Source organism: Streptomyces inusitatus, assembly GCF_014651115.1.
GTDB classification, from domain to species: Bacteria; Actinomycetota; Actinomycetes; order Streptomycetales; family Streptomycetaceae; genus Streptomyces; species Streptomyces amakusaensis.
The window spans coordinates 168003-187426 of record NZ_BMWG01000013.1 but is presented as its reverse complement, the minus strand read 5'-3'; the positions used below and the strand labels follow the sequence as shown (position 1 = coordinate 187426).

Here is a 19424-nt window from a genome sequence, read left to right as displayed (position 1 = left end):
ACCCGCGGTACCCCCGGGACGGCGGGGGCGCGCCCGTGGAGCGGCCCCGCCCGGTCCCGCGGGGAGGCCGGGACAAGTCTCCCGCCCGGGTGAAGCGCCCCGCGCCTTCGTCGTGTCCGGCGCACGGCCGGCGAGCCGGGACCCGGCGACGGGCCCCGAGCGCCCCCGCTCACTCCCCGCTCACTCCCGGATCTCTCCCCGATCCCTCCCGGGCTCCCTCCGGCCCCCTCAGAAGCGCCTCCCGATCCACCTCCCGATCCGCTTCCCGAACCGCCTCCCGAAGCGGCCCCAGGGCCCCGGCAGGGCTCGGGAAAGGCCTCGCGAAGCCCTCGGGCCGACCCCGCGAGCCCTTCGGAGGAGTGACCTTCCGTAGGGCCTCCGACACCCCCGCGACACAACATCTGGTGGGTGCCGCCACCCCCCGCCCCCACATGTATGCTCGTCTCGCTGTCGCCGCAGAGGAATCCGGTGTGAATCCGGAACTGTCCCGCAACGGTGTGCTGTGGTGCGCTTTGTCGTACCCGCGAGTCCGGGCGTCTGCCGACAGCGCACCCGGCTCGACCGACCCGGGTGCCGAGACGTCCGGGCCTCGCGGTTGGGTCGGCGGACGCCGTGCGGAGTGCTGCCCCGAAACGGGTACGCGCGCCCCGCGGCGCGCCTCCCTCCCGCCGGCCCGTGAGCCGAGCGAGTGGAGAGCACCACGTGACCATCGCGCCAGCCGATCCGGCTTCAGGCACCTCCGCGAACGCCTTCGGGCAGAGCGCCGAGAAGGTGTCGGAACAGCTTCCCGGACGGGTGCCCGCACCCGTCTCCGGGAAGCCCGGGGACGGACCGGGGACCGCTCTGCTGCGGACCCTGACCGACCTCACCGCCGATCTGCCGGACACCGACCCCGGCAAGGTCGCCGCGGCCGCGCTGCGCGGCCGCAACGCCGGGTCGGACGCGGCCGAGCTGCGCGGGCTCGCCACCGATGCCGCCGCGGGCCTCATCTCCGAGGACCCGGCCTACTCCCGGCTCGCCGCCCGGCTGCTCACCCGCACCATCGCGGACGAGGCCGCCTCCCAGGGCTCGGTCGCCTTCTCCGCGTCGGTCGCCGTCGGCCACACCGAGGGCCTGATCGCCGACCGCACCGCCGAGTTCGTCACGCTCCATGCCGCCGCCCTGGACGAGCTGATCGACCAGAGCGCCGACGACCGCTTCGGCTACTTCGGTCTGCGCACCCTCTACAGCCGCTATCTGCTGCGCCACCCGATCACCCGCCAGGTGATCGAGACCCCGCAGCACTTCCTGCTCCGGGTCGCCTGCGGCCTCGCCGAGGACGACTCCACCCGCGCGCTGAACGAGGTGGCGGCGCTCTACCGGCTGATGAGCCGGCTGGACTATCTGCCCTCCTCCCCCACGCTCTTCAACTCCGGCACCCGCCACCCGCAGATGTCCTCCTGCTATCTGCTGGACTCCCCGCAGGACGAGCTGGACTCCATCTACGACCGCTACCACCAGGTCGCCCGGCTCTCCAAGCACGCGGGCGGCATCGGTCTCTCGTACTCCCGCGTCCGCGCCCGCGGCTCGCTGATCCGCGGCACCAACGGCCACTCCAACGGCATTGTGCCGTTCCTGAAGACCCTCGACGCCTCGGTCGCCGCGGTGAACCAGGGCGGTCGGCGCAAGGGCGCCGCAGCCGTCTACCTGGAGACCTGGCACGCGGACATCGAGGAGTTCCTGGAGCTGCGCGACAACACCGGCGAGGACGCCCGGCGCACCCACAACCTCAACCTCGCGCACTGGATCCCCGACGAGTTCATGCGCCGGGTGCAGGCCGACACCGACTGGTCGCTCTTCTCCCCGGCCGACGTGCCCGAGCTGGTCGACCTGTGGGGCGACGAGTTCGACGCCGCCTACCGCGCGGCCGAGGCGGCGGGCCTGGCCCGCAAGACGATGCCCGCGCGCGAGCTGTACGGCCGGATGATGCGTACCCTCGCCCAGACCGGCAACGGCTGGATGACCTTCAAGGACGCCTCCAACCGGACCGCCAACCAGACCGCCGAGCCCGGCCACACCGTCCACTCCTCGAATCTCTGCACCGAGATCCTGGAGGTCACCGACGACGGCGAGACCGCGGTCTGCAACCTGGGCTCGGTCAACCTCGGCGCCTTCGTCGTCGGCGACGACATCGACTGGGAGCGGCTGGACGAGACCGTCCGCACCGCGGTCACCTTCCTCGACCGCGTGGTCGACATCAACTTCTACCCGACCGAGCAGGCCGGCCGCTCCAACAGCCGGTGGCGTCCGGTGGGCCTGGGCGCGATGGGTCTCCAGGACGTCTTCTTCCAGCTGAAGCTGCCCTTCGACTCCCCCGCCGCCCGCGCGCTCTCCACCCGGATCGCCGAGCGGATCATGCTCGCCGCCTACGAGGCCTCCGCCGACCTCGCCGAGCGCAACGGCCCGCTCCCCGCCTGGGAGAAGACCCGCACCGCGCGCGGCGTGCTGCACCCGGACCACTACGGCGTCGAGCTGAACTGGCCCGAGCGCTGGGCCGCGCTGCGCGAGCGCATCGCCACCACCGGGATGCGCAACTCGCTGCTCCTCGCCATCGCCCCGACGGCGACCATCGCCTCCATCGCGGGTGTGTACGAGTGCATCGAGCCGCAGGTCTCCAACCTCTTCAAGCGCGAGACCCTCTCCGGCGAGTTCCTCCAGGTCAACTCCTACCTGGTGGCCGAGTTGAAGAAGCTCGGCGTCTGGGACGCCCAGACCCGTGAGGCGCTGCGCGACTCCAGCGGCTCGATCCAGGACTTCACCTGGGTCCCGGCCGACGTCCGCGAGCTGTACCGCACGGCGTGGGAGATCCCGCAGCGCGGTCTGATCGACATGGCCGCGGCCCGCACCCCCTTCCTGGACCAGTCGCAGTCGCTGAACCTGTTCCTGGAGACGCCGACCATCGGCAAGCTCAGCTCGATGTACGCGTACGCCTGGAAGCAGGGGCTGAAGACGACGTACTACCTGCGCTCCCGTCCGGCCACCCGGATCGCCCGCGCCGCGTCCGCCGCCGCCGCTCCGGCCGCCGCCCCCGTACCCGTACCCACGCAGGCAGCCGACGACGAAGCGCTCGCCTGCTCCCTGGAAAACCCCGAGTCCTGCGAAGCCTGCCAGTAATTCCCGCCCGTCACCCGACCACCGCCCCCACTGGAGGACGGCGCTTCGCGCCTTACCCGTATGTCTCAGAAAAACCTGCTCGACCCCGGCTTCGAGCTCACCCTTCGCCCGATGCGCTACCCCGACTTCTACGAGCGCTACCGGGACGCGATCAAGAACACCTGGACGGTGGAGGAGGTCGACCTCCACTCCGACGTCGCCGACCTCGCCAAGATGACCCCCGCCGAGCAGCATCTGATCGGCCGGCTCGTGGCCTTCTTCGCCACCGGTGACTCGATCGTCGCCAACAACCTGGTGCTGACGCTCTACAAGCACATCAACTCCCCGGAGGCGCGTCTCTATCTGAGCCGTCAGCTCTTCGAGGAGGCGGTGCACGTCCAGTTCTATCTGACGCTGCTGGACACCTATCTGCCCGACCCCGAGGACCGTACGGCGGCCTTCGCGGCGGTGGAGAACATCCCGTCGATCCGCGAGAAGGCGCAGTTCTGCTTCAAGTGGATGGACTCGGTCGAGAAGATCGACCAGCTGGAGAGCAAGGCCGACCGCCGTCGCTTCCTGCTGAACCTGATCTGCTTCGCGGCCTGCATCGAGGGGCTGTTCTTCTACGGCGCGTTCGCCTATGTGTACTGGTTCCGCTCGCGCGGCCTGCTGCACGGCCTGGCCACCGGCACCAACTGGGTCTTCCGTGACGAGACCATGCACATGAACTTCGCCTTCGAGGTCGTGGACACGGTCCGCAAGGAGGAGCCGGACCTCTTTGACGACGCCCTCCAGCAGCAGGTCACCGACATGCTGAAGGAGGCCGTCGAGGCCGAGCTCCAGTTCGGTCAGGACCTGTGCGGCGACGGCCTCCCGGGCATGAACACCGAGTCGATGCGCGAGTACCTCCAGTGCGTCGCCGACCAGCGGCTGACCCGGCTGGGCTTCGCCCCGGTGTACGGCTCGGAGAACCCGTTCTCCTTCATGGAGCTTCAGGGCGTCCAGGAGCTGACGAACTTCTTCGAGCGCCGTCCCTCCGCCTATCAGGTCGCGGTCGAGGGCTCCGTCGACCTGGGCGAGGACTTCTGATTCCGAGCCGGCGCTGACACCTCAGCACCCCGCGCGGGGCCGCGGACCGCGGATCGGTCCGCGGCCCCGCCGCGTTCCCGGACCGCTCCGAGCTGCCGGTCGATCCTCCGCTCACGGGCGTGTCCGAACAGCGAAGGAAGGAGGACCAGGACGATCAGGACGAGGACGGCGAGCAGGCCGAGAAGTGTTTCCATGCCCTCAACTGTCTTACCCGGCAGGGTGATTCATCAGTGGCAGCACTGTCATGGGACATCGAATTGCTGCCACACTCTCCCCATGCTGAGAAACGTCGCCGCGGTCCTCCTCGAAGGCGTCCACCCCTTCGAACTGGGGGTGCTCTGCGAGGTCTTCGGCCATGACCGCAGCGCGGACGGGCTGCCGCTCTACGACTTCGCGGTGGTCTCGGCCGCCGGTCCCGCGCTGGCGACCGACGCCGGATTCGGCATCACCACGCCCCACGGCCTCGAACGGCTGGAGGAGGCGGACCTCGTCGCCGTGCCCACCGGGGACGCCTACCCCACCCGGGAGTTCCCCGGGGAGCTGCTCGAAGCGCTGCGCCGCGCCGTGGACCGGGGCGCGAGGGTGCTGGGCGTGTGCAGCGGCGCCTTCGTCCTGGGCGCGGCGGGCCTGCTCGACGGCCGCCGCTGCACCACCCACTGGCGGCACGCCGAGGCCCTCGCCGAGCGGTGTCCGCGGGCCGTCGTCGACCCCGATGTGCTGTACGTGGACGAGGGGCCGGTCATCACCTCCGCAGGCACCGCCGCCGCGATCGACGCCTGTATGCATCTGCTCCGCCAGGAGCACGGCCCCGAGGTCGCCAACCACATCGCCCGCCGGATGGTGGTGCCGCCGCACCGCGACGGCGGCCAGGCGCAGTACATCGAACGGCCGCTGCCGCGCGCCCGGTACGACACCGTGGGCGCCGTGCTGGCCTGGATGGAACGCCATCTGGACCGGGAGACGACGGTCGAGCAGCTGGCCGCGCGGGCGCACATGTCGCCGCGCACCTTCGCCCGCCGCTTCCACCAGGAGACGGGGACCACCCCGTACCGCTGGCTGCTGCGGCAGCGGGTGCTGCTGGCGCAGGAGCTGCTGGAGTCCACGGACGAGACGGTCGAGGCGATCGCGGCCCGCTCCGGATTCGGCAACGCGGCGGCGCTGCGCCACCACTTCCTCCGTACGCTCGGGACGACGCCGAACATCTACCGCCGGACCTTCCGGGGCCCGGTCCGTCTGGCGGCGGTCCCCGCGGAGACGGGACAGGGCCCGCTCACCGGTGTGAGCGGGCCCTGAACGGCGGGGAGGGTCAGTCGTTGGGGACGACCGGGTAGCGCGGGGTGCCCTCCGCCATCTGCTTCAGCGCGTCCTTGCGGTCGCGCTTGGAGAGGCGGTCGATGTAGAGGTACCCGTAGAGATGGTCGGTCTCGTGCTGGAGGCAGCGCGCGAAGTAGCCGTTGCCCCGGATCTTGACCGGGTTGCCGAACCTGTCCTGGCCGCGCACCACCGCGTAGTCGGGGCGGGCCAGCTCCGCGTAGGCGGTCGGCACGGAGAGGCAGCCCTCGTTGGAGTCGTCGAGCACCCGCAGCTCGGACGGCAGCTCCTCCAGGACCGGGTTGCAGATGTACCCGGTGTGCCGGTTTCCGTCGTCGTCCGGGCAGTCGTAGACGAAGACCTTGAGGTCGACGCCGATCTGGTTGGCGGCCAGGCCCACGCCCTCGGCGGTGCGCTGGCTGGCGAACATGTCGTCGATCAGCGACGCGAGCGCGTCGTCGAACTCGGTGACGTCCGCGCACTCCTTGTGGAGCACGGGATTGCCCACGACCGTGATCGGGCGCGAGGTGCCGCGCTCCCGGTGGGCGAGCTCACGTGCCTCGCAGTCCTCCGTGTCCACGACGTATCCCTCGTCGTCCACGACGGGACCCTCGTTGACCTGCTGGTCCGTCTCCTGCTGCGACGCCATGTCAGCCGTACGCCTTCCTCGGTCCCTCGTGGCCCGCCCGGCGGGGGGCCACTGTGTCCGTACAGCCTAAGGGCAGGGGTCAGCAGACTTCCTCAAGATCTCGCCACTCGCGGCTGTCGGGGCTGTCCGCGACCCAGCCGTCCAGGAGTCCGCGCACCAGGCCGGCGGGGGCCGCGATGCCGCATTCGCGCTCGGGCGACCACAGCTCCCCGGCGGTGCGGTGGCCGAGCGGCCCCGGGTGGCCCGGTTCGCTGTGGTCGTGGGGGTCGAGGTGCTCGCCCTCGCCCTCGGCGCTCGGCATCCGGCTCTCGGAGCAGGAGCGGCAGAGCAGCCGCACGGAGGAGGACCAGTCCTCGGCGGCGTATCCGGCGTCGGAGGCGAGCTGCTCCAGGGCGTCCCGGTCGGCCTCGGTGTCGGCCTCCAGCAGCACCACCCAGGTGGGGACGGGTGAGGGGGCCCACAGCTCGATCTCGTCGAAGACGGGGTAGGAGGGGCCCGCGGCGGTGGTCCGCTCGCCGTTGGGCACACCGTCGTGGAGGACGACCTCGCCCCAGCGGCGCCCGGAGGACGGCAGCGGGATCGACAGCACCTCCATCCGGGCCGGATCCAGTCTGCGGCCCCAGACCACCTCGGCCTCGCCCTCGGGCGAGAGCCGCACGGCGGCGCTGCCGAGGTCCATGGCGAGCGGCTCGCCGCCGGGCCCGGCCCCCACCCCGCCGGTGCGGGTGGGCACCCCGGGCACCTTGAGTCCGTAGGCCTGCCAGGCGCGGCGGGCCAGCGGCCAGTCCTGGAGGGCGGTGGCGGCGATGCCGACGTTCCACCAGTCGGGGGCTCCCGCCTCCTTGTCCAGCAGGGCCACGGCGCGCAGCCCGGCGGCCCGCGCCTGCTCCCAGTCGTGCCGGAATTTATGCAGGAGCGCCAGATTGAACCAGGACTCGGAGAGCCAGGGCTCAAGGTCGGCCGCCCGTGTCAGCAGCGCGCCGGCGTCCTCGTACCGGCCGTCGCCGATCAGCGTGAACGCGCGGTCGGTGGCCTGCCGCCACGAGGCTGAGGGCCGATGCCGTACCTTCCCGAAGATCCTCACGATTCCCGCCTGCCGGTCGTTCGGGTCACCGCCCCGGACGCTGTTGGTGTGATTCCCGATGCTGCTTCGTGTGTCTGCTTGACGCTGGTTGTCTCTCCTCTTTCGCATCCAACCATGCCCGGCAAAGGGGTGGCTCATTACCCATGGGTTACCCCTTCGGCACCGGGGTCAGACCCCTGGGGCTCACCGGCCGGAAAAAGGGCCGTAATCACAGGTCAGCCGGGGTGTGCCTCGGTGGCGGGGGCGGCGGGCCCGGTCTCGTCGCCCAAGGGCTCCCGGGGACCCTGGGCGGCGGGAGCGGCCGGGGCCGCCGGGGCGGTGCGGCGGCTCAGCACCTTCGCCAGGGCCTCGATCACCCCGGGGTGATAGTCCCGGCCGGTGCCGGCCCGCAGCCGCTCCAGCGCGCCGGGGGCGTGCGCGGGGTCTCCCCCGGTCAGATCGTCGTACGCGTTGACGGCCCGGACGATCCGGGCGGGCAGCGGCTGGTCCCGGTAGGGGTCGGCCTGCCGCTCGACCACGACGGCGACCTCGGCGGGCACCCCCGTCTGCCGGACGACGGCCCCGCCGAGCAGGGCGATCCGGCGCTGCCGGTCGGCCGGGAGCGGCGCGGTCGCGCCGCCGGGCACGGGGTCCACCAGGGAGAGCTGGCCAATGTCGTGCATCAGCGCCGCGTACTCCAGCACGGTCAGCCGGTTTCCGGTCAGCCCCATCTCCCGGCCGACGGCACAGCTCAGCTCGGCGACCCGGCGGGCGTGGCCGGGCGGGGTGTAACCGGCGATCTCGGTCGAGCGGGCGAGGGAGGCGATGGTCTGCCGGTAGGTGGTCCGGATCGCCTCGTACCGCCGGAAGGAGAGCTGGGCGAGGAGGAGGGGGGCGCAGAAGACGGGCAGCGCCCAGAGTCCGGCGACGGCGACGGCGAGCGCGATGACGGCCCCGGTGGCGCAGACGGCGGAGCCGATGCCGGGCAGCGCGCGCAGCTCCTCGCGGAGCAGCGGGCCGTAGGGGAATCCGCTGCGGACGCGCAGTACCAGCGCGGCGAGCACCGCGTCGCAGAGCGCGGTGAGCGCCATCAGGACCATGAGGAAGAGGGCGTACGGGGCGCCCTTGCCCCACTCCTGGAGTGCGCCGGAGTTGTAGAGCGGCTGGAAGCAGACGGCGGCGAAGGCGACGCTCAGCACCCGGCGTGCGACGTGGTCGAGCGCGGTCCGCTGGCCCCTGGCCAGTTGGGGGACGGCTCCGGCGAGGGTGCCGGCGAAGACGACGGCGACGACCTGGAGGACGCCGTGGGTGGTGGGGCGGCCGCCGCACTCGCCGAGGAGGGCGTAGGCGAGGGCTCCGGCGGCGCCGAGGGGGGCGGGTTCGCGTTCGCGGGGCGCGGCGCCCCAGCGGACGGTCTCGCCGATGGCGACGAGGGCGCCGAAGGCGAGGGCGTAGGCGGGTTCGTGGAGGCCGTGCCAGAGGGTGACGGAGAGCGCGGCGCAGACGAGGAGGGCGGCGGCGGTGTGGACGAGGGCGAGGACGGCGGTGCTGAGGGCGCTGTCGGGTCGGGCGGCCGTGCGGGGGGCGGGGACGGCTCCCCTCAGCGGCGGGTACGGTTCGTCGCCCTCTCTCACGCCGGGCCGCCCGGGGTGCGGTCGGCGACACGGACGGGCTGGGGCGGGATGCCCCGGACGTCGGGCGGACTCGCGGCGGCGGACTCGCCGGGGGCGATCTCGGTGCAGTTGGCCTCGGTGGAGGTGACCTCGGTCTCCCAGCCGTGCCGGTCCAGGGCTTTGACCAGCGCTTTGACCATGCGGGGGTCGAAGTGCGCGCCCGCGCACCGCTCCAGTTCGGCGAGGGCGACGGGGACCGGGCGGGCCCGTGAGTAGGAGCGGGTGGAGGTCATGGCGTCGAAGGCGTCCGCGACGGCGACCACCCGGGCGAATTCCGGGATGCGTTCGCCGGCCAGTCCGCAGGGGTAGCCGGTGCCGTCCATGCGTTCGTGGTGGTGCAGGATGGCGCCCCTCGCCTCGCCGAGGAAGCCGATGCCCCGGACGATCTCATGGCCGTACTCGGGGTGGAGCTGGATCACCCGTCGCTCCTCGGGGGTGAGCGGGCCGTCCTTGCGGAGGATCCGGGTGGGCACTCCGAGCTTGCCCACGTCGTGGAGGATGCCTGCGAACCGAATGATTTCGATTCGTTCCTCGTCCATCTCCAGTTCTCGGGCGATGAGCACCGAAGCGCGGCCCACTCTCTCGCTGTGGCCCCGGGTGTAGCGGTCCTTGAGGTCGACCGCCTGGACGAGGGCGCGGATGGTGGCCTGGTGGGCGGTGCGTTCGCGGTGGTACTGGGCGAAGAGCCAGCAGGAGATGTACATGGGCAGCAGGACCAGGAGCGCGGAGACGGGCCCGTAGGGGCTGGTCCACAGCACGGCCATCATCAGCCCCGCCAGTCCATGGACGAGGTGCGGGACCAGGGAGTGGAGCACCAGGCCGCGCCAGGCGACGCCCGCCGGCTGCCGTTCGGCGGTGGCGAGGATGCCCGCTTCGAGGAGGGTCAGCACCAGGCAGAAGACGACGGCCGCGGCGGCGGCGGGCGCGAGGGCGTGCGGGAAGTCGGGTTCGCTCAGGGTGCGCGCGCCGCCGAGGAGGGTGTGGGTGCTGGCCGCGCTCCAGGTGGCGAGGGCGAGCTGCGCGGCGCGCCAGATCCTGCGCGGCCCGGCGGGGGCGCGCTCGACCCTTCCGAGGAGTGAGCCGGGGACGGCGACGAGCATGGCGGCGGGGGCCGGCAGCAGGAAGGCCGCGGTGAGCAGGACCGGGAAGAAGGAGGCCGCGCTGATCGGGAGCGCCTTGCGCAGATGGCGGCAGCGCGGGGGCAGCTCACATCCCGCGTAGAGCGCGGCGAGCAGCGCCACGGCGCTCCAGCCGACGGTGGTCCGCTGCCCGAATAAGGGCAGCAGGCATGCCGCTGCGCAGAGCACGGCACCGAGAATGTACGCGCGTGCCGTCGCCGGTACGGACCTCACTGTCCCGCCCCCTTCGCGTCTGGCGCGTCACGGTAGCGAGTTGAGGAGGGGGGTGCGGGTGCGGCGACGGTTTGTTCGCACAGACGAGTGACAGCGGTGCGTACGAAGAGGGCGCGCCGCGGGATTCACGGCGCGCCCTCTTCGTACATCCGGGTCATGCGGGTACGGTCACTCGGCCCGGGGGGCCTGTGCGCGGGCGATGCTGATGTCCTCAGTGGGCACCGTCTCGCCGGAGCGGATCAGATCGATCCGGCCCATGACCTTGGCTCTCAGGTCGGTGGGGACGTCGTCGTGTCCGCAGCACCGCTTGACCAGCTTCTTCACGGCCTGCTCCAGCCCGTACTTCTCCAGGCAGGGGGAGCATTCCCCGAAGTGCACCTCGAATTTGGTGCAGTCGCTGTCGGGCATCTCACGGTCGAGGAACTCATAGAGGTGGTCGAGCACCTCCGAGCAGTCCGTCTCGTGCGGCTCTTCGCAGCTCATGAGCCCGAGCCTTTCGCTTCGTTCGACTCCCCTGCACCGGCCGGGACCAGCCCGCGCTCACGGGCGTAGTCCTCCAGCATGCCGCGCAGCTGGCGACGGCCCCGGTGCAGGCGGGACATCACCGTCCCGATGGGTGTACCCATGATGTCCGCGATCTCCTTGTACGCAAAGCCCTCTACGTCAGCGAGATAGACGGCGATACGGAACTCTTCCGGGATGGCCTGGAGCGCGGACTTCACATCGGAGTCCGGCAGGTGGTCGAGGGCCTGGGACTCGGCCGAGCGCAGTCCGGTGGACATGTGCGACTCGGCGCGGGCGAGCTGCCAGTCCTCGATCTCCTCGGCGGCGCTGCGCTGAGGTTCCCGCTGCTTCTTGCGGTAGGAGTTGATGAAGGTGTTGGTGAGGATGCGGTAGAGCCATGCCTTGAGGTTGGTGCCCTCGCGGAACTGGTGGAAGGAGCCGTACGCCTTGGCGTAGGTCTCCTGCACCAGGTCCTCGGCGTCGGCGGGGTTGCGCGTCATACGGAGCGCGGCCGAGTACATCTGGTCGAGGAAGCCGAGGGCGTCCCGCTCGAAGCGGGCATTGCGCTCGGCGGTCGTCTCGGCGGCGGCTCGCGCGGGCTGCGCGGCGCTGTCCGCCGGGGCTTCCGGCTGTCCCTGTCCCGGTGCCGCCCGGCCGTCGTCGGCCCCTGCGTCGGTCCCAGTGACCGGACCCACCTCCTCCAACGCTGTGACGGGCCCAAGTGCGGACCCGCTCGAATCGGAGAATAGTCGACCTTCGCCCGACGGCTCTTGCCGACCGGTGCCGCCCTGGGCCAGGACCGGGGCGGTCTTGGCCGCCGTGAGCACGGTCCACTCCAGGTCAGCGGGGTGCGTGCGGCGGGGGCAGATGGTCGGACCCATGCTTGGGACTCCCTACTCCATGCTCTGTTGCCTACGTCCTGACATCCGCTGCAACAGAGCCGGGCGGCTGGTCATTCCCGCAGGGGGAGGGCCCACTCGCGGACCGCCTCTGTGATGGTTTTCACGGTCCGCTCCTCGGTGATGGGGGCGCGCTTGGGGACGGCGAAGCCGTGGTCGGCGAAGGGGACTTCCACCAGGCCGTACGTCCCTTCGGGGAATTCGGCGGGCTTGCCGAAGGGGTCGCCCGCGCCCTGGACGACGAGGGTGGGCAGGTCCGTGCCGAGGAGTTCGGCGGCGCGGGAGCTCTCGGGTCGGCCGGGCGGGTGCAGGGGGAAGGAGAGCGCGAGCACGGCGGCGGCCCCCAGCTCCCGGCCGGTGCGGCAGGCGACCCGGGCCCCTGCGCTGCGCCCGCCCGCGACGACGGGGACGCCGGGGCGCTCCAGCGCGGGCCAGAGCGCGCGCCAGGCGGTGTCGAGGGTGCTGGGGGCGGGGGCGACCTTCTTTCCGGCGACCCGCCAGGGCTGCTCCACCAGGGCGACGGCGATCCCGTCGGCGGGCAGCGCCCCGGCGAGTGCGCGCAGGTCGCGGGCCTCGATTCCGCCGCCCGCGCCGTGGCCGAGCGCGAGGACGAGCCGCGCGCCGCCGGGGGCGCGGTGCCAGGTGATGCGCGCGGGGCCCGCGGGGGTGTCGACGAGCTCGGGGGGTTCGGTGGGCTCGGGCGGCTCGGTGTTCACGGGTTTCATCCTGCCGGGCGGGGGTGCGGGGGCCGGTGCGCGGTGACGGGGCCGTACGGGTGAGGCCGGGGCCGGGGCGGAAGTCGGGCCGCCGGGCCGTCGGGCTGCCGGGGCCGTCCCGGGGTCGTCGGAGCCGTCGGAGCCGTCGGGTTCAGAAGAGGGTGGCCTCCTCCGGGCCCTCCCACTCCGTCAGCAGCTCGGGCCCGTTGTTGCGGACATTGCTGACCGCCGTGCCCACCGCGTACGCCCGCATCAGCCCCTCGGGCGGCGGCTCCAGCAGCGCCCTGAGCGCCGCCGGGTCCGTGTGCGCGGGGTCGAGCCAGGCGTCCCAGCGGTCCGGCGTCAGCATCAGCGGCATCCGGGGGTGGATGTCGGCGAGCGAGCGCGGGCCGTCGGCGGGGGCCACTCCGAGCGGTGCCCGCTCCGCCTCGGTGGTGAGGATCGCGCACGTCACCCACCAGGCCGAGGGATGGTCGTCGGGCAGCGTCCGGTCGCGCCAGAACTCGTACAGACCCGCCATCGCGAACACCGACCCGTCGACCGGGGTCACGAAGTACGGCTGTTTACGGGCGCGCTTGCGTCTGCCCCGCTCCTCCAGCTCGCGTTCCGCCTCGCCGGTGACCCACTCGTAGTAGCCGTCGGCGGGGAGCACACAGCGCCGGGAGGCGAAGGCCCGCCGGAAGGAGGGCCTCTCGTGCACGGTCTCGGACCGGGCGTTGATCATCCGGGCCGCGCCCTCCGGGGAATTCGCCCAGGACGGCACGAGCCCCCACTTCAGGGTTCTCAGCTGGCGAACCGGACGAGGGTCTTCCGCGTCTTTCAAGGGGTGTTCGAGAATCGCGTGGACCCCTTTGGTGGGGGCCACGTTCCAGTCGGGGGCCAGCGTCTCGGCCGGCTCCCACTTCTGGACCCCGAAGATCCCCACCAGATCCTCGGGCCGACGGCTCACCGCATACCTGCCACACATGACTGCCAGACTGCCATCCCGTCCCGCCGCAGAAGGAGCCGCCCCAGAAATGGAAAGCACCTATTCCGCTTCCGCCGCGAGCGGCCTCTGGGACCGTGTGCTCGGCACCCAGCCCGCCCCCGAGGCCTGGCTCGTCATCGCCACCGGTGTGCTCGCCCTCGCGATCACCGTGCCCCGGCCGCTCTGGCGGCTCTCCCGCAACGCCGTCACCATCGCCCACGAGGGCGGCCACGGGCTGCTCGCCCTGCTCACCGGCCGCAGCCTGCAAGGCATACGGCTGCACTCCGACACCAGCGGGCTGACCGTCAGCCGGGGCAGACCGACCGGCCTCGGCATGGTGCTCACCGCCGCCGCCGGCTACCCCGCGCCCTCCCTGCTCGGCCTCGGCGGGGCCGCCCTGCTCGGCTCGGGACGCGTCACCCTGCTGCTGTGGCTGGCCACCGCCCTGCTCCTGGGGATGCTGGTGATGATCCGCAACGCGTACGGAGCGCTCACGGTGATCCTCACCGGCGCGGCCTTCCTGCTGGTCTCCTGGCTCGCGGAGCCCGAGGTACAGGCCGCCTTCGCCTACACCGCCGTCTGGTTCCTGCTGCTCGGCGGCGTACGGCCGGTCTTCGAACTCCAGAGCAAGCGCCGGCACGGCGGAGCGCCCGACTCGGACGCCGACCAGCTCTCCCGGCTCACCCATGTGCCGCCCGCCATGTGGCTCTTTCTCTTCCACGCGGTGTCGATCTGCGCGCTGCTCGGCGGCGGACGCTGGCTCCTGGACCGCTGACGGCCGGGTCCCCCGACCGTGCGCGGGGGCAGGGGCCGGGTCCGGGCACGGATGAGATCCGGCCTTTTATCACCTGAGGGTTACACCGCTGTTTCAGAGCATTTGATCAAGATACGGGTGTTCGGGGAGCCACTAAAGTGAGGGACATGACCGAAGCCCCCGTGCACCCTGCCCTCTGGCCCGCCCCCTTCGCGACCGGAGCCGTCGACGCGACGGTGACCGTGCCCGGTTCGAAATCGGTCACCAACCGAGCCCTGGTGCTGGCCTCCCTCGCCGCCGAGCCCGGCTGGCTGCGCCGCCCGCTGCGCTCCCGCGACAGCCTGCTGATGGCCGAGGCGCTGCGCGCCCTCGGCGTCGGCATCGAGGAGACCGTCTCCTCCAGCTCCTCCATCGCCGGCGGCCCCGAGTCCGAGGGCGAGGCCTGGCGGATCATCCCGGCCGGTCTGCACGGCCCCGCCACGGTCGACGTCGGCAACGCCGGCACCGTAATGCGCTTCCTGCCGCCCGTCGCCGCGCTGGCCGACGGACCGGTCCGCTTCGACGGCGACCCCCGCTCCTACGAGCGCCCGCTGCACGGAGTGATCGACGCGCTGCGCGCCCTCGGAGCCCGGATCGACGACGACGGGCGCGGCGCGCTCCCGATGACCGTCCACGGCGGCGGCGCGCTCGACGGCGGCGCGGTGGAGATAGACGCCTCCTCGTCCTCCCAGTTCGTCTCCGCGCTGCTGCTCTCCGCGCCCCGCTTCAACCAGGGGGTGGAGGTCCGGCACATCGGCGGACGCCTCCCCTCCATGCCGCACATCCGGATGACCGTGGACATGCTGCGCGCCGTCGGCGCGCAGGTGGACGAGCCGGAGACCGGGGGCGAGCCCAATGTCTGGCGGGTCTCCCCCTCCGCCGTGCTCGGCCGCGACGTCACCATCGAGCCCGACCTCTCCAACGCCCAGCCCTTCCTCGCCGCCGCGCTGATCACCGGCGGCAGGGTCGTCATCCCGGACTGGCCGAGCCGCACCACCCAGCCCGGTGACGCCCTGCGCGAGATCTTCACCGAGATGGGCGGCTCCTGCGAGCTGACCGACGAGGGCCTGGTCTTCACCGGCACCGGCAAGATCCACGGCATCGACGTCGACCTCGGCGAGGTCGGCGAGCTGACGCCGGGCATCGCGGCCGTCGCGGCGCTCGCCGACTCCCCCTCGACGCTGCGCGGCGTGGCCCATCTGCGACTCCACGAGACGGACCGGCTGGCCGCGCTCACCAAGGAGATCAATGAGCTGGGCGGCGATGTGACCGAGACCGAGGACGGTCTGCACATCCGGCCGCGCCCGCTGCACGGCGGGATCTTCCACACCTACGACGACCACCGGATGGCGACCGCCGGATCGATCATCGGCCTCGCGGTCGAGGGCGTCGAGATCGAGAATGTGGCCACCACCGCGAAGACCCTGCCTGACTTTCCGCGGATGTGGACAGCCATGCTCGGAGCGGGAAACTGAGCGGGGTCTGACATGCGTCGCTACGGCAAGAACCCCGACGAGGACGACATCCGCGTACGCCCGAATCGCAAGGGCAACCGACCGCGGACCAGCATCCGCCCCAAGCACGAGGACGCGGCGGAGGGCATGGTCCTCACCGTCGACCGGGGACGGCTGACCTGCCTCGTCGAGGATCGTGTCGTCATGGCGATGAAGGCGCGCGAGCTGGGCCGCAAGGCCGCCGTCGTCGGCGACCGGGTGTCCATCGTCGGAGATCTCTCCGGCGCGAAGGACACCCTGGCCCGGATCGTGCGCATCGAACCGCGCGCGTCCGTGCTCCGCCGCACCGCCGACGACGACGACCCCTTCGAGCGGGTCGTCGTCGCCAACGCGGACCAGCTCGCCATCGTCACGGCCCTGGCCGACCCCGAGCCGCGCCCGCGCATGATCGACCGATGTCTGGTGGCGGCGTACGACGGGGGGCTCACCCCGCTGCTCGTGCTGACCAAGTCGGACCTCGCCCCGCCGGACGAGCTGCTGGAGATGTACGGGGCGCTGGGCGTCCCCCATGTCGTCACCACCCGCGAGGAGTTCGTGGACGGGGTGGCCGCCGACCGGGTGCACGAGCATCTCTCGGGCCGGACCACCGCGTTCGTCGGCCATTCGGGCGTCGGCAAGACCACCCTGGTCAACGCGCTGGTCCCGGAGGACCGGCGGCGCACCACCGGACATGTCAACGCGGTCACCGGCCGCGGCCGGCACACCACCACCTCGGCGCTCGCCCTCCCGCTCGCCGACGCCAGGGGCGGCTGGGTGATCGACACCCCGGGGGTGCGCTCCTTCGGGCTGAACCATGTGGACCCCTCCCGGGTGATCCTCGCCTTCCCCGATCTCGTACCGGGCACGGAGGACTGCCCCCGCGGTTGCAGCCACGACGAGCCCGAGTGCGCGCTGGACGCGTGGGTGGCCGATGGACACGCCGATCCGGCCCGGCTGAACTCGCTGCGGCGGCTGCTCGCGACCCGTGAGCGACGCGAGGGCGACTGACGCGAGGGCGACCGGCGATACGAGGACCGCTAGCGCGAGGGCGATCGGCGCGGGCGAGCGCGATCGGCGCGGGCGAAATCGGCGCGAGGGCGATTGGTTCGTCTGCGTTTGCGGCGTCTGCGGTCTTTCCGGGGTCGGCGAGTGCATAATCGCACCAAGTCCGACGAAGCAGTCACCGACTGACGGGGAGGCTGTCCATGGCGTGGCTGCTGGTGGTGGTCGCCGGGATCCTGGAGACGGGATTCGCCGTCTGTCTGAAGCTGTCGCACGGATTCACCCGGCTCTGGCCGACGGTCGCCTTCGCCGCCTTCGCCCTCGGCAGCTTCGGACTGCTGACCCTGGCGCTGAAGAAACTGGACGTGGGGCCCGCCTACGCGGTGTGGACCGGGATCGGGGCGGCGGGCACCGCGATCTACGGGATGGTCTTTCTCGGGGATCTGGTCTCCACTCTCAAGATCGTGTCGATTTCGCTGGTGATCCTCGGTGTCATCGGTCTTCAGCTGTCGGGGTCGGCCCACTGAGCCGCAGATCGCCGACGACCGTGCGGACCAGCGGTCCGACGCCGTGGCCCGCCGGGGCGATCACACAGGAGAGGGCGAGCCGCACCGCCAGCTCACAGCGGTGGGCCAGATCGGGTGCCCCCTCCCCCGGCTCCCCGGAGTCGCCTGGGTCGTTCGGATCGCCGCCCGCGCACCGGCCCTGTTCCAGCGCGGCGACGGAGCGGTCCCGCACCAGGGCGACCACCTCGGACGGCACGGGCAGCCCGGCGTCCGCCCGGCGCTGAGCGGGGACCCCGGCCGGCGGCGTACCGCTCAGCACCGGTTTGGGGGCGGGCAGCCGCTCGCCCCAGCAGCCGGTGAGCAGCGCCTTCAGCAGTGGTTTCGCCGTGGCCTCGCCGACGGTCCACTCGGCGACGGCGACCAGTGGATCGACCGTCCCGCTCCACTGGTCCAGCAGTCGGTCCACCCCCTGGAGATAGGCGTCGGCCTCGCACCGCACCAGCGCCCTGGCCAGCCCGTCCTTGCTGCCGAACTCGTTGTACAGCGTCTGGCGGGACAGGCCGGCGGCGGCCGCGACATCGACCATCCGCACGCCTGACCAGGGTGTTTCGGCGAGTGCCGCATGTGCGGCGCTCAACAGGGACTCACGGGCCGTAGGCATCGTCGCCTCCCACTCCGCACGGCTCCCCGGGCCCACTGCCCACCCGCCGTACGGCGCTTCGCACAGAGTTGACGCGGCGTGCACGGGTGTCAAGAGATGCGGCGCCCGGAGGCCGGAGCACTCGCCCGGTTGGCGTTTTCCGGTCCATGTCCCGCTCCTCGATAGAGTGATGGTCATGCCCGACTACGACGACGATCTGCGTCTCGCCCATGTCCTCGCGGACGCCGCCGACGCCGCCACCATGGACCGCTTCAAGGCTCTGGACCTCAAGGTCGAGACCAAGCCGGACATGACTCCGGTGAGCGAGGCCGACAAGGCGGCGGAGGAGCTGATCCGCGGCCATCTCCAGCGGGAGCGCCCCCATGACGCGATCCTGGGCGAGGAGTACGGCCTTGAGGGCACGGGCCCCCGGCGGTGGGTCGTCGATCCCATCGACGGGACCAAGAACTATGTGCGCGGCGTGCCGGTCTGGGCGACGCTGATCTCGCTGATGGCGGAGGGTGCGGACGGCTATCGGCCCGTGGTGGGCGTGGTCTCGGCCCCGGCGCTGGGCCGGCGCTGGTGGGCCTCGGAGGGCGGGGGCGCCTATACGGGGCGCTCGCCGGCCTCCGCGACCAGGCTTCGGGTCTCCTCGGTGGGCAGGATCCAGGACGCCTCCTTCGCGTACTCCTCACTGACGGGGTGGGAGGAGCAGGGGCGACTGGGCGGCTTCCTGGACCTTACCCGCGCCTGCTGGCGCACACGCGGATATGGCGACTTCTGGCCATACATGATGGTGGCCGAGGGTTCGATCGACATCTGCGCGGAGCCGGAGCTGTCGCTGTGGGACATGGCCGCGAACGCGATCGTGGTCCAGGAGGCGGGCGGCTCCTTCACCGGCCTCGACGGGACCCCGGGCCCGCACAGCGGGAACGCCGCCGCGTCGAACGGCCTGCTCCACGAGGAGATGCTGAGCCGCCTCGCCCCGCGCCCCTGACGCCCGAGCGCGCCGGACACGGGTTCCGGGGCGGCGAACCGGAACCCGTCACGCCACCCCCTTGCCCTGCCCCGCCGGGGCTGCGACTCTGAGAGTCCCCCCACTTGTGAACTTGTGAATCGGTTCTCGAAAGAGCCGTTCCCCTTCAAGGAGTCCCCAGGACTCCCAAGGACTCTCAAGGAGGTGGCTCCATCCATGCTCGTCCGTGACGCCATGAGCACGGTGGTCCTCACCATCGGACCCGCCCACACCCTCCGCCAGGCAGCCCGGCTGATGTCCGCCCGCCGGGTCGGCGCGGCCGTCGTCCTCGACTGCGACGCCGAGGGCATGGGCATTCTGACCGAGCGCGACATCCTCACGTCCGTCGGCACGGGGCAGGACCCCGACCGGGAGACCGCGGGGGCCCACACCACCACCGACGTCGTCTTCGCCGCCCCGGCCTGGACCCTGGAGGAGGCCGCGGAGGCGATGGCCCACGGCGGTTTCCGCCATCTGATCGTCATGGACGGCCAGGGGCCCGTCGGCATCGTCTCCGTGCGCGACATCATCCGCTGCTGGGTCCCGGTGCGCCGCGAGCGGAGGACGCTGGTCGGCTGACCGCGGCCGGCCCGCGGCCCGTACCGCTCGCACCGCTCGCA

General features: G+C 72.0%; 18 protein-coding genes and 1 riboswitch. Of the genes, 9 read left to right on the top strand and 9 right to left on the bottom strand.

The genetic code is table 11. The annotated features are described in order from the left end of the window. Positions 1-434 precede the first annotated feature (434 nt). Positions 435-559: riboswitch (cobalamin riboswitch) on the top strand. Between the two features lie 143 nt (positions 560-702). From IE247_RS20635 to IE247_RS20625, 3 genes are all read left to right on the top strand, one after another. Next, positions 703-3153, top strand: a complete 2451-nt coding sequence (locus IE247_RS20635) for a ribonucleoside-diphosphate reductase subunit alpha (RefSeq protein ID WP_190124669.1) — start codon at positions 703-705, stop codon at positions 3151-3153. 60 nt (positions 3154-3213) lie between these two features. Further along, positions 3214-4221, top strand: a complete 1008-nt coding sequence (locus IE247_RS20630; protein ID WP_190124668.1) for a ribonucleotide-diphosphate reductase subunit beta — start codon at positions 3214-3216, stop codon at positions 4219-4221. Positions 4222-4497: 276 nt separating this feature from the next. Beyond that, the gene (locus IE247_RS20625) at positions 4498-5514 is read left to right on the top strand and encodes a GlxA family transcriptional regulator (RefSeq protein WP_190124667.1); all 1017 of its coding nucleotides are present in this window, start codon (positions 4498-4500) and stop codon (positions 5512-5514) included. A 13-nt stretch (positions 5515-5527) separates the two neighbouring features. Here IE247_RS20625 and def read toward each other — a convergent pair whose 3' ends face one another. From def to IE247_RS20585, 8 genes are all read right to left on the bottom strand, one after another. Then, positions 5528-6181 (bottom strand): peptide deformylase, encoded by a 654-nt coding sequence (def, locus tag IE247_RS20620; RefSeq protein ID WP_190124666.1) that lies wholly within the window; start codon positions 6179-6181, stop codon positions 5528-5530. Between the two features lie 79 nt (positions 6182-6260). Continuing rightward, positions 6261-7265, bottom strand: a complete 1005-nt coding sequence (locus tag IE247_RS20615) for a tetratricopeptide repeat protein (RefSeq protein WP_190124665.1) — start codon at positions 7263-7265, stop codon at positions 6261-6263. A gap of 215 nt (positions 7266-7480) precedes the next feature. Next, positions 7481-8878 carry an HD-GYP domain-containing protein gene (locus tag IE247_RS20610; RefSeq protein WP_373305587.1) on the bottom strand — a complete coding sequence of 466 codons (1398 nt, stop codon included), beginning with the start codon at positions 8876-8878 and terminating at the stop codon, positions 7481-7483. Further along, a complete protein-coding gene (locus IE247_RS20605; RefSeq protein ID WP_190124664.1) occupies positions 8875-10269 on the bottom strand; it encodes an HD-GYP domain-containing protein in 1395 nt (464 codons plus the stop codon). Before IE247_RS20605 ends, IE247_RS20610 begins: the two co-directional genes overlap by 4 nt. Positions 10270-10437: 168 nt before the next feature. After that, entirely contained in the window at positions 10438-10752 is a 315-nt protein-coding gene (gene rsrA / locus IE247_RS20600; protein ID WP_190124663.1) for a mycothiol system anti-sigma-R factor, read from the bottom strand. Then, a complete protein-coding gene (locus IE247_RS20595) occupies positions 10749-11468 on the bottom strand; it encodes a sigma-70 family RNA polymerase sigma factor (protein WP_190124662.1) in 720 nt (239 codons plus the stop codon). The genes rsrA and IE247_RS20595 overlap by 4 nt, the downstream gene beginning before the upstream one ends. A 257-nt stretch (positions 11469-11725) precedes the next feature. Continuing rightward, a complete protein-coding gene (locus IE247_RS20590) occupies positions 11726-12397 on the bottom strand; it encodes an alpha/beta hydrolase family protein (RefSeq protein ID WP_190124661.1) in 672 nt (223 codons plus the stop codon). 142 nt (positions 12398-12539) lie between these two features. Continuing rightward, positions 12540-13355, bottom strand: coding sequence for an SOS response-associated peptidase (locus tag IE247_RS20585; protein WP_190124660.1), 816 nt, complete (start codon positions 13353-13355; stop codon positions 12540-12542). 49 nt (positions 13356-13404) lie between these two features. On the opposite strand from IE247_RS20585, the gene IE247_RS20580 reads away from it, so the two are divergent. From IE247_RS20580 to IE247_RS20565, 4 genes are all read left to right on the top strand, one after another. Next, positions 13405-14130, top strand: a complete 726-nt coding sequence (locus tag IE247_RS20580; RefSeq protein WP_190124659.1) for a M50 family metallopeptidase — start codon at positions 13405-13407, stop codon at positions 14128-14130. Between the two features lie 146 nt (positions 14131-14276). Continuing rightward, positions 14277-15623 (top strand): 3-phosphoshikimate 1-carboxyvinyltransferase, encoded by a 1347-nt coding sequence (gene aroA, locus IE247_RS20575; protein ID WP_190124658.1) that lies wholly within the window; start codon positions 14277-14279, stop codon positions 15621-15623. Between the two features lie 12 nt (positions 15624-15635). Further along, positions 15636-16649, top strand: coding sequence for a ribosome small subunit-dependent GTPase A (rsgA, locus tag IE247_RS20570; RefSeq protein WP_190124657.1), 1014 nt, complete (start codon positions 15636-15638; stop codon positions 16647-16649). Between the two features lie 197 nt (positions 16650-16846). Further along, positions 16847-17170 carry a DMT family transporter gene (locus IE247_RS20565; RefSeq protein ID WP_190124656.1) on the top strand — a complete coding sequence of 108 codons (324 nt, stop codon included), beginning with the start codon at positions 16847-16849 and terminating at the stop codon, positions 17168-17170. Here the strand turns inward: IE247_RS20565 and IE247_RS20560 are convergent. Then, positions 17136-17810, bottom strand: coding sequence for a TetR/AcrR family transcriptional regulator (locus IE247_RS20560; RefSeq protein ID WP_190124655.1), 675 nt, complete (start codon positions 17808-17810; stop codon positions 17136-17138). The genes IE247_RS20565 and IE247_RS20560 overlap by 35 nt on opposite strands. Positions 17811-17985: 175 nt before the next feature. On the opposite strand from IE247_RS20560, the gene hisN reads away from it, so the two are divergent. Continuing rightward, positions 17986-18786, top strand: coding sequence for a histidinol-phosphatase (hisN, locus tag IE247_RS20555; RefSeq protein WP_190124654.1), 801 nt, complete (start codon positions 17986-17988; stop codon positions 18784-18786). 195 nt (positions 18787-18981) lie between these two features. Next, complete coding sequence (locus tag IE247_RS20550; protein WP_190124653.1) at positions 18982-19383, top strand: CBS domain-containing protein; 402 nt, start codon at positions 18982-18984, stop codon at positions 19381-19383. The last annotated feature ends 41 nt before the right edge of the window (positions 19384-19424 follow it).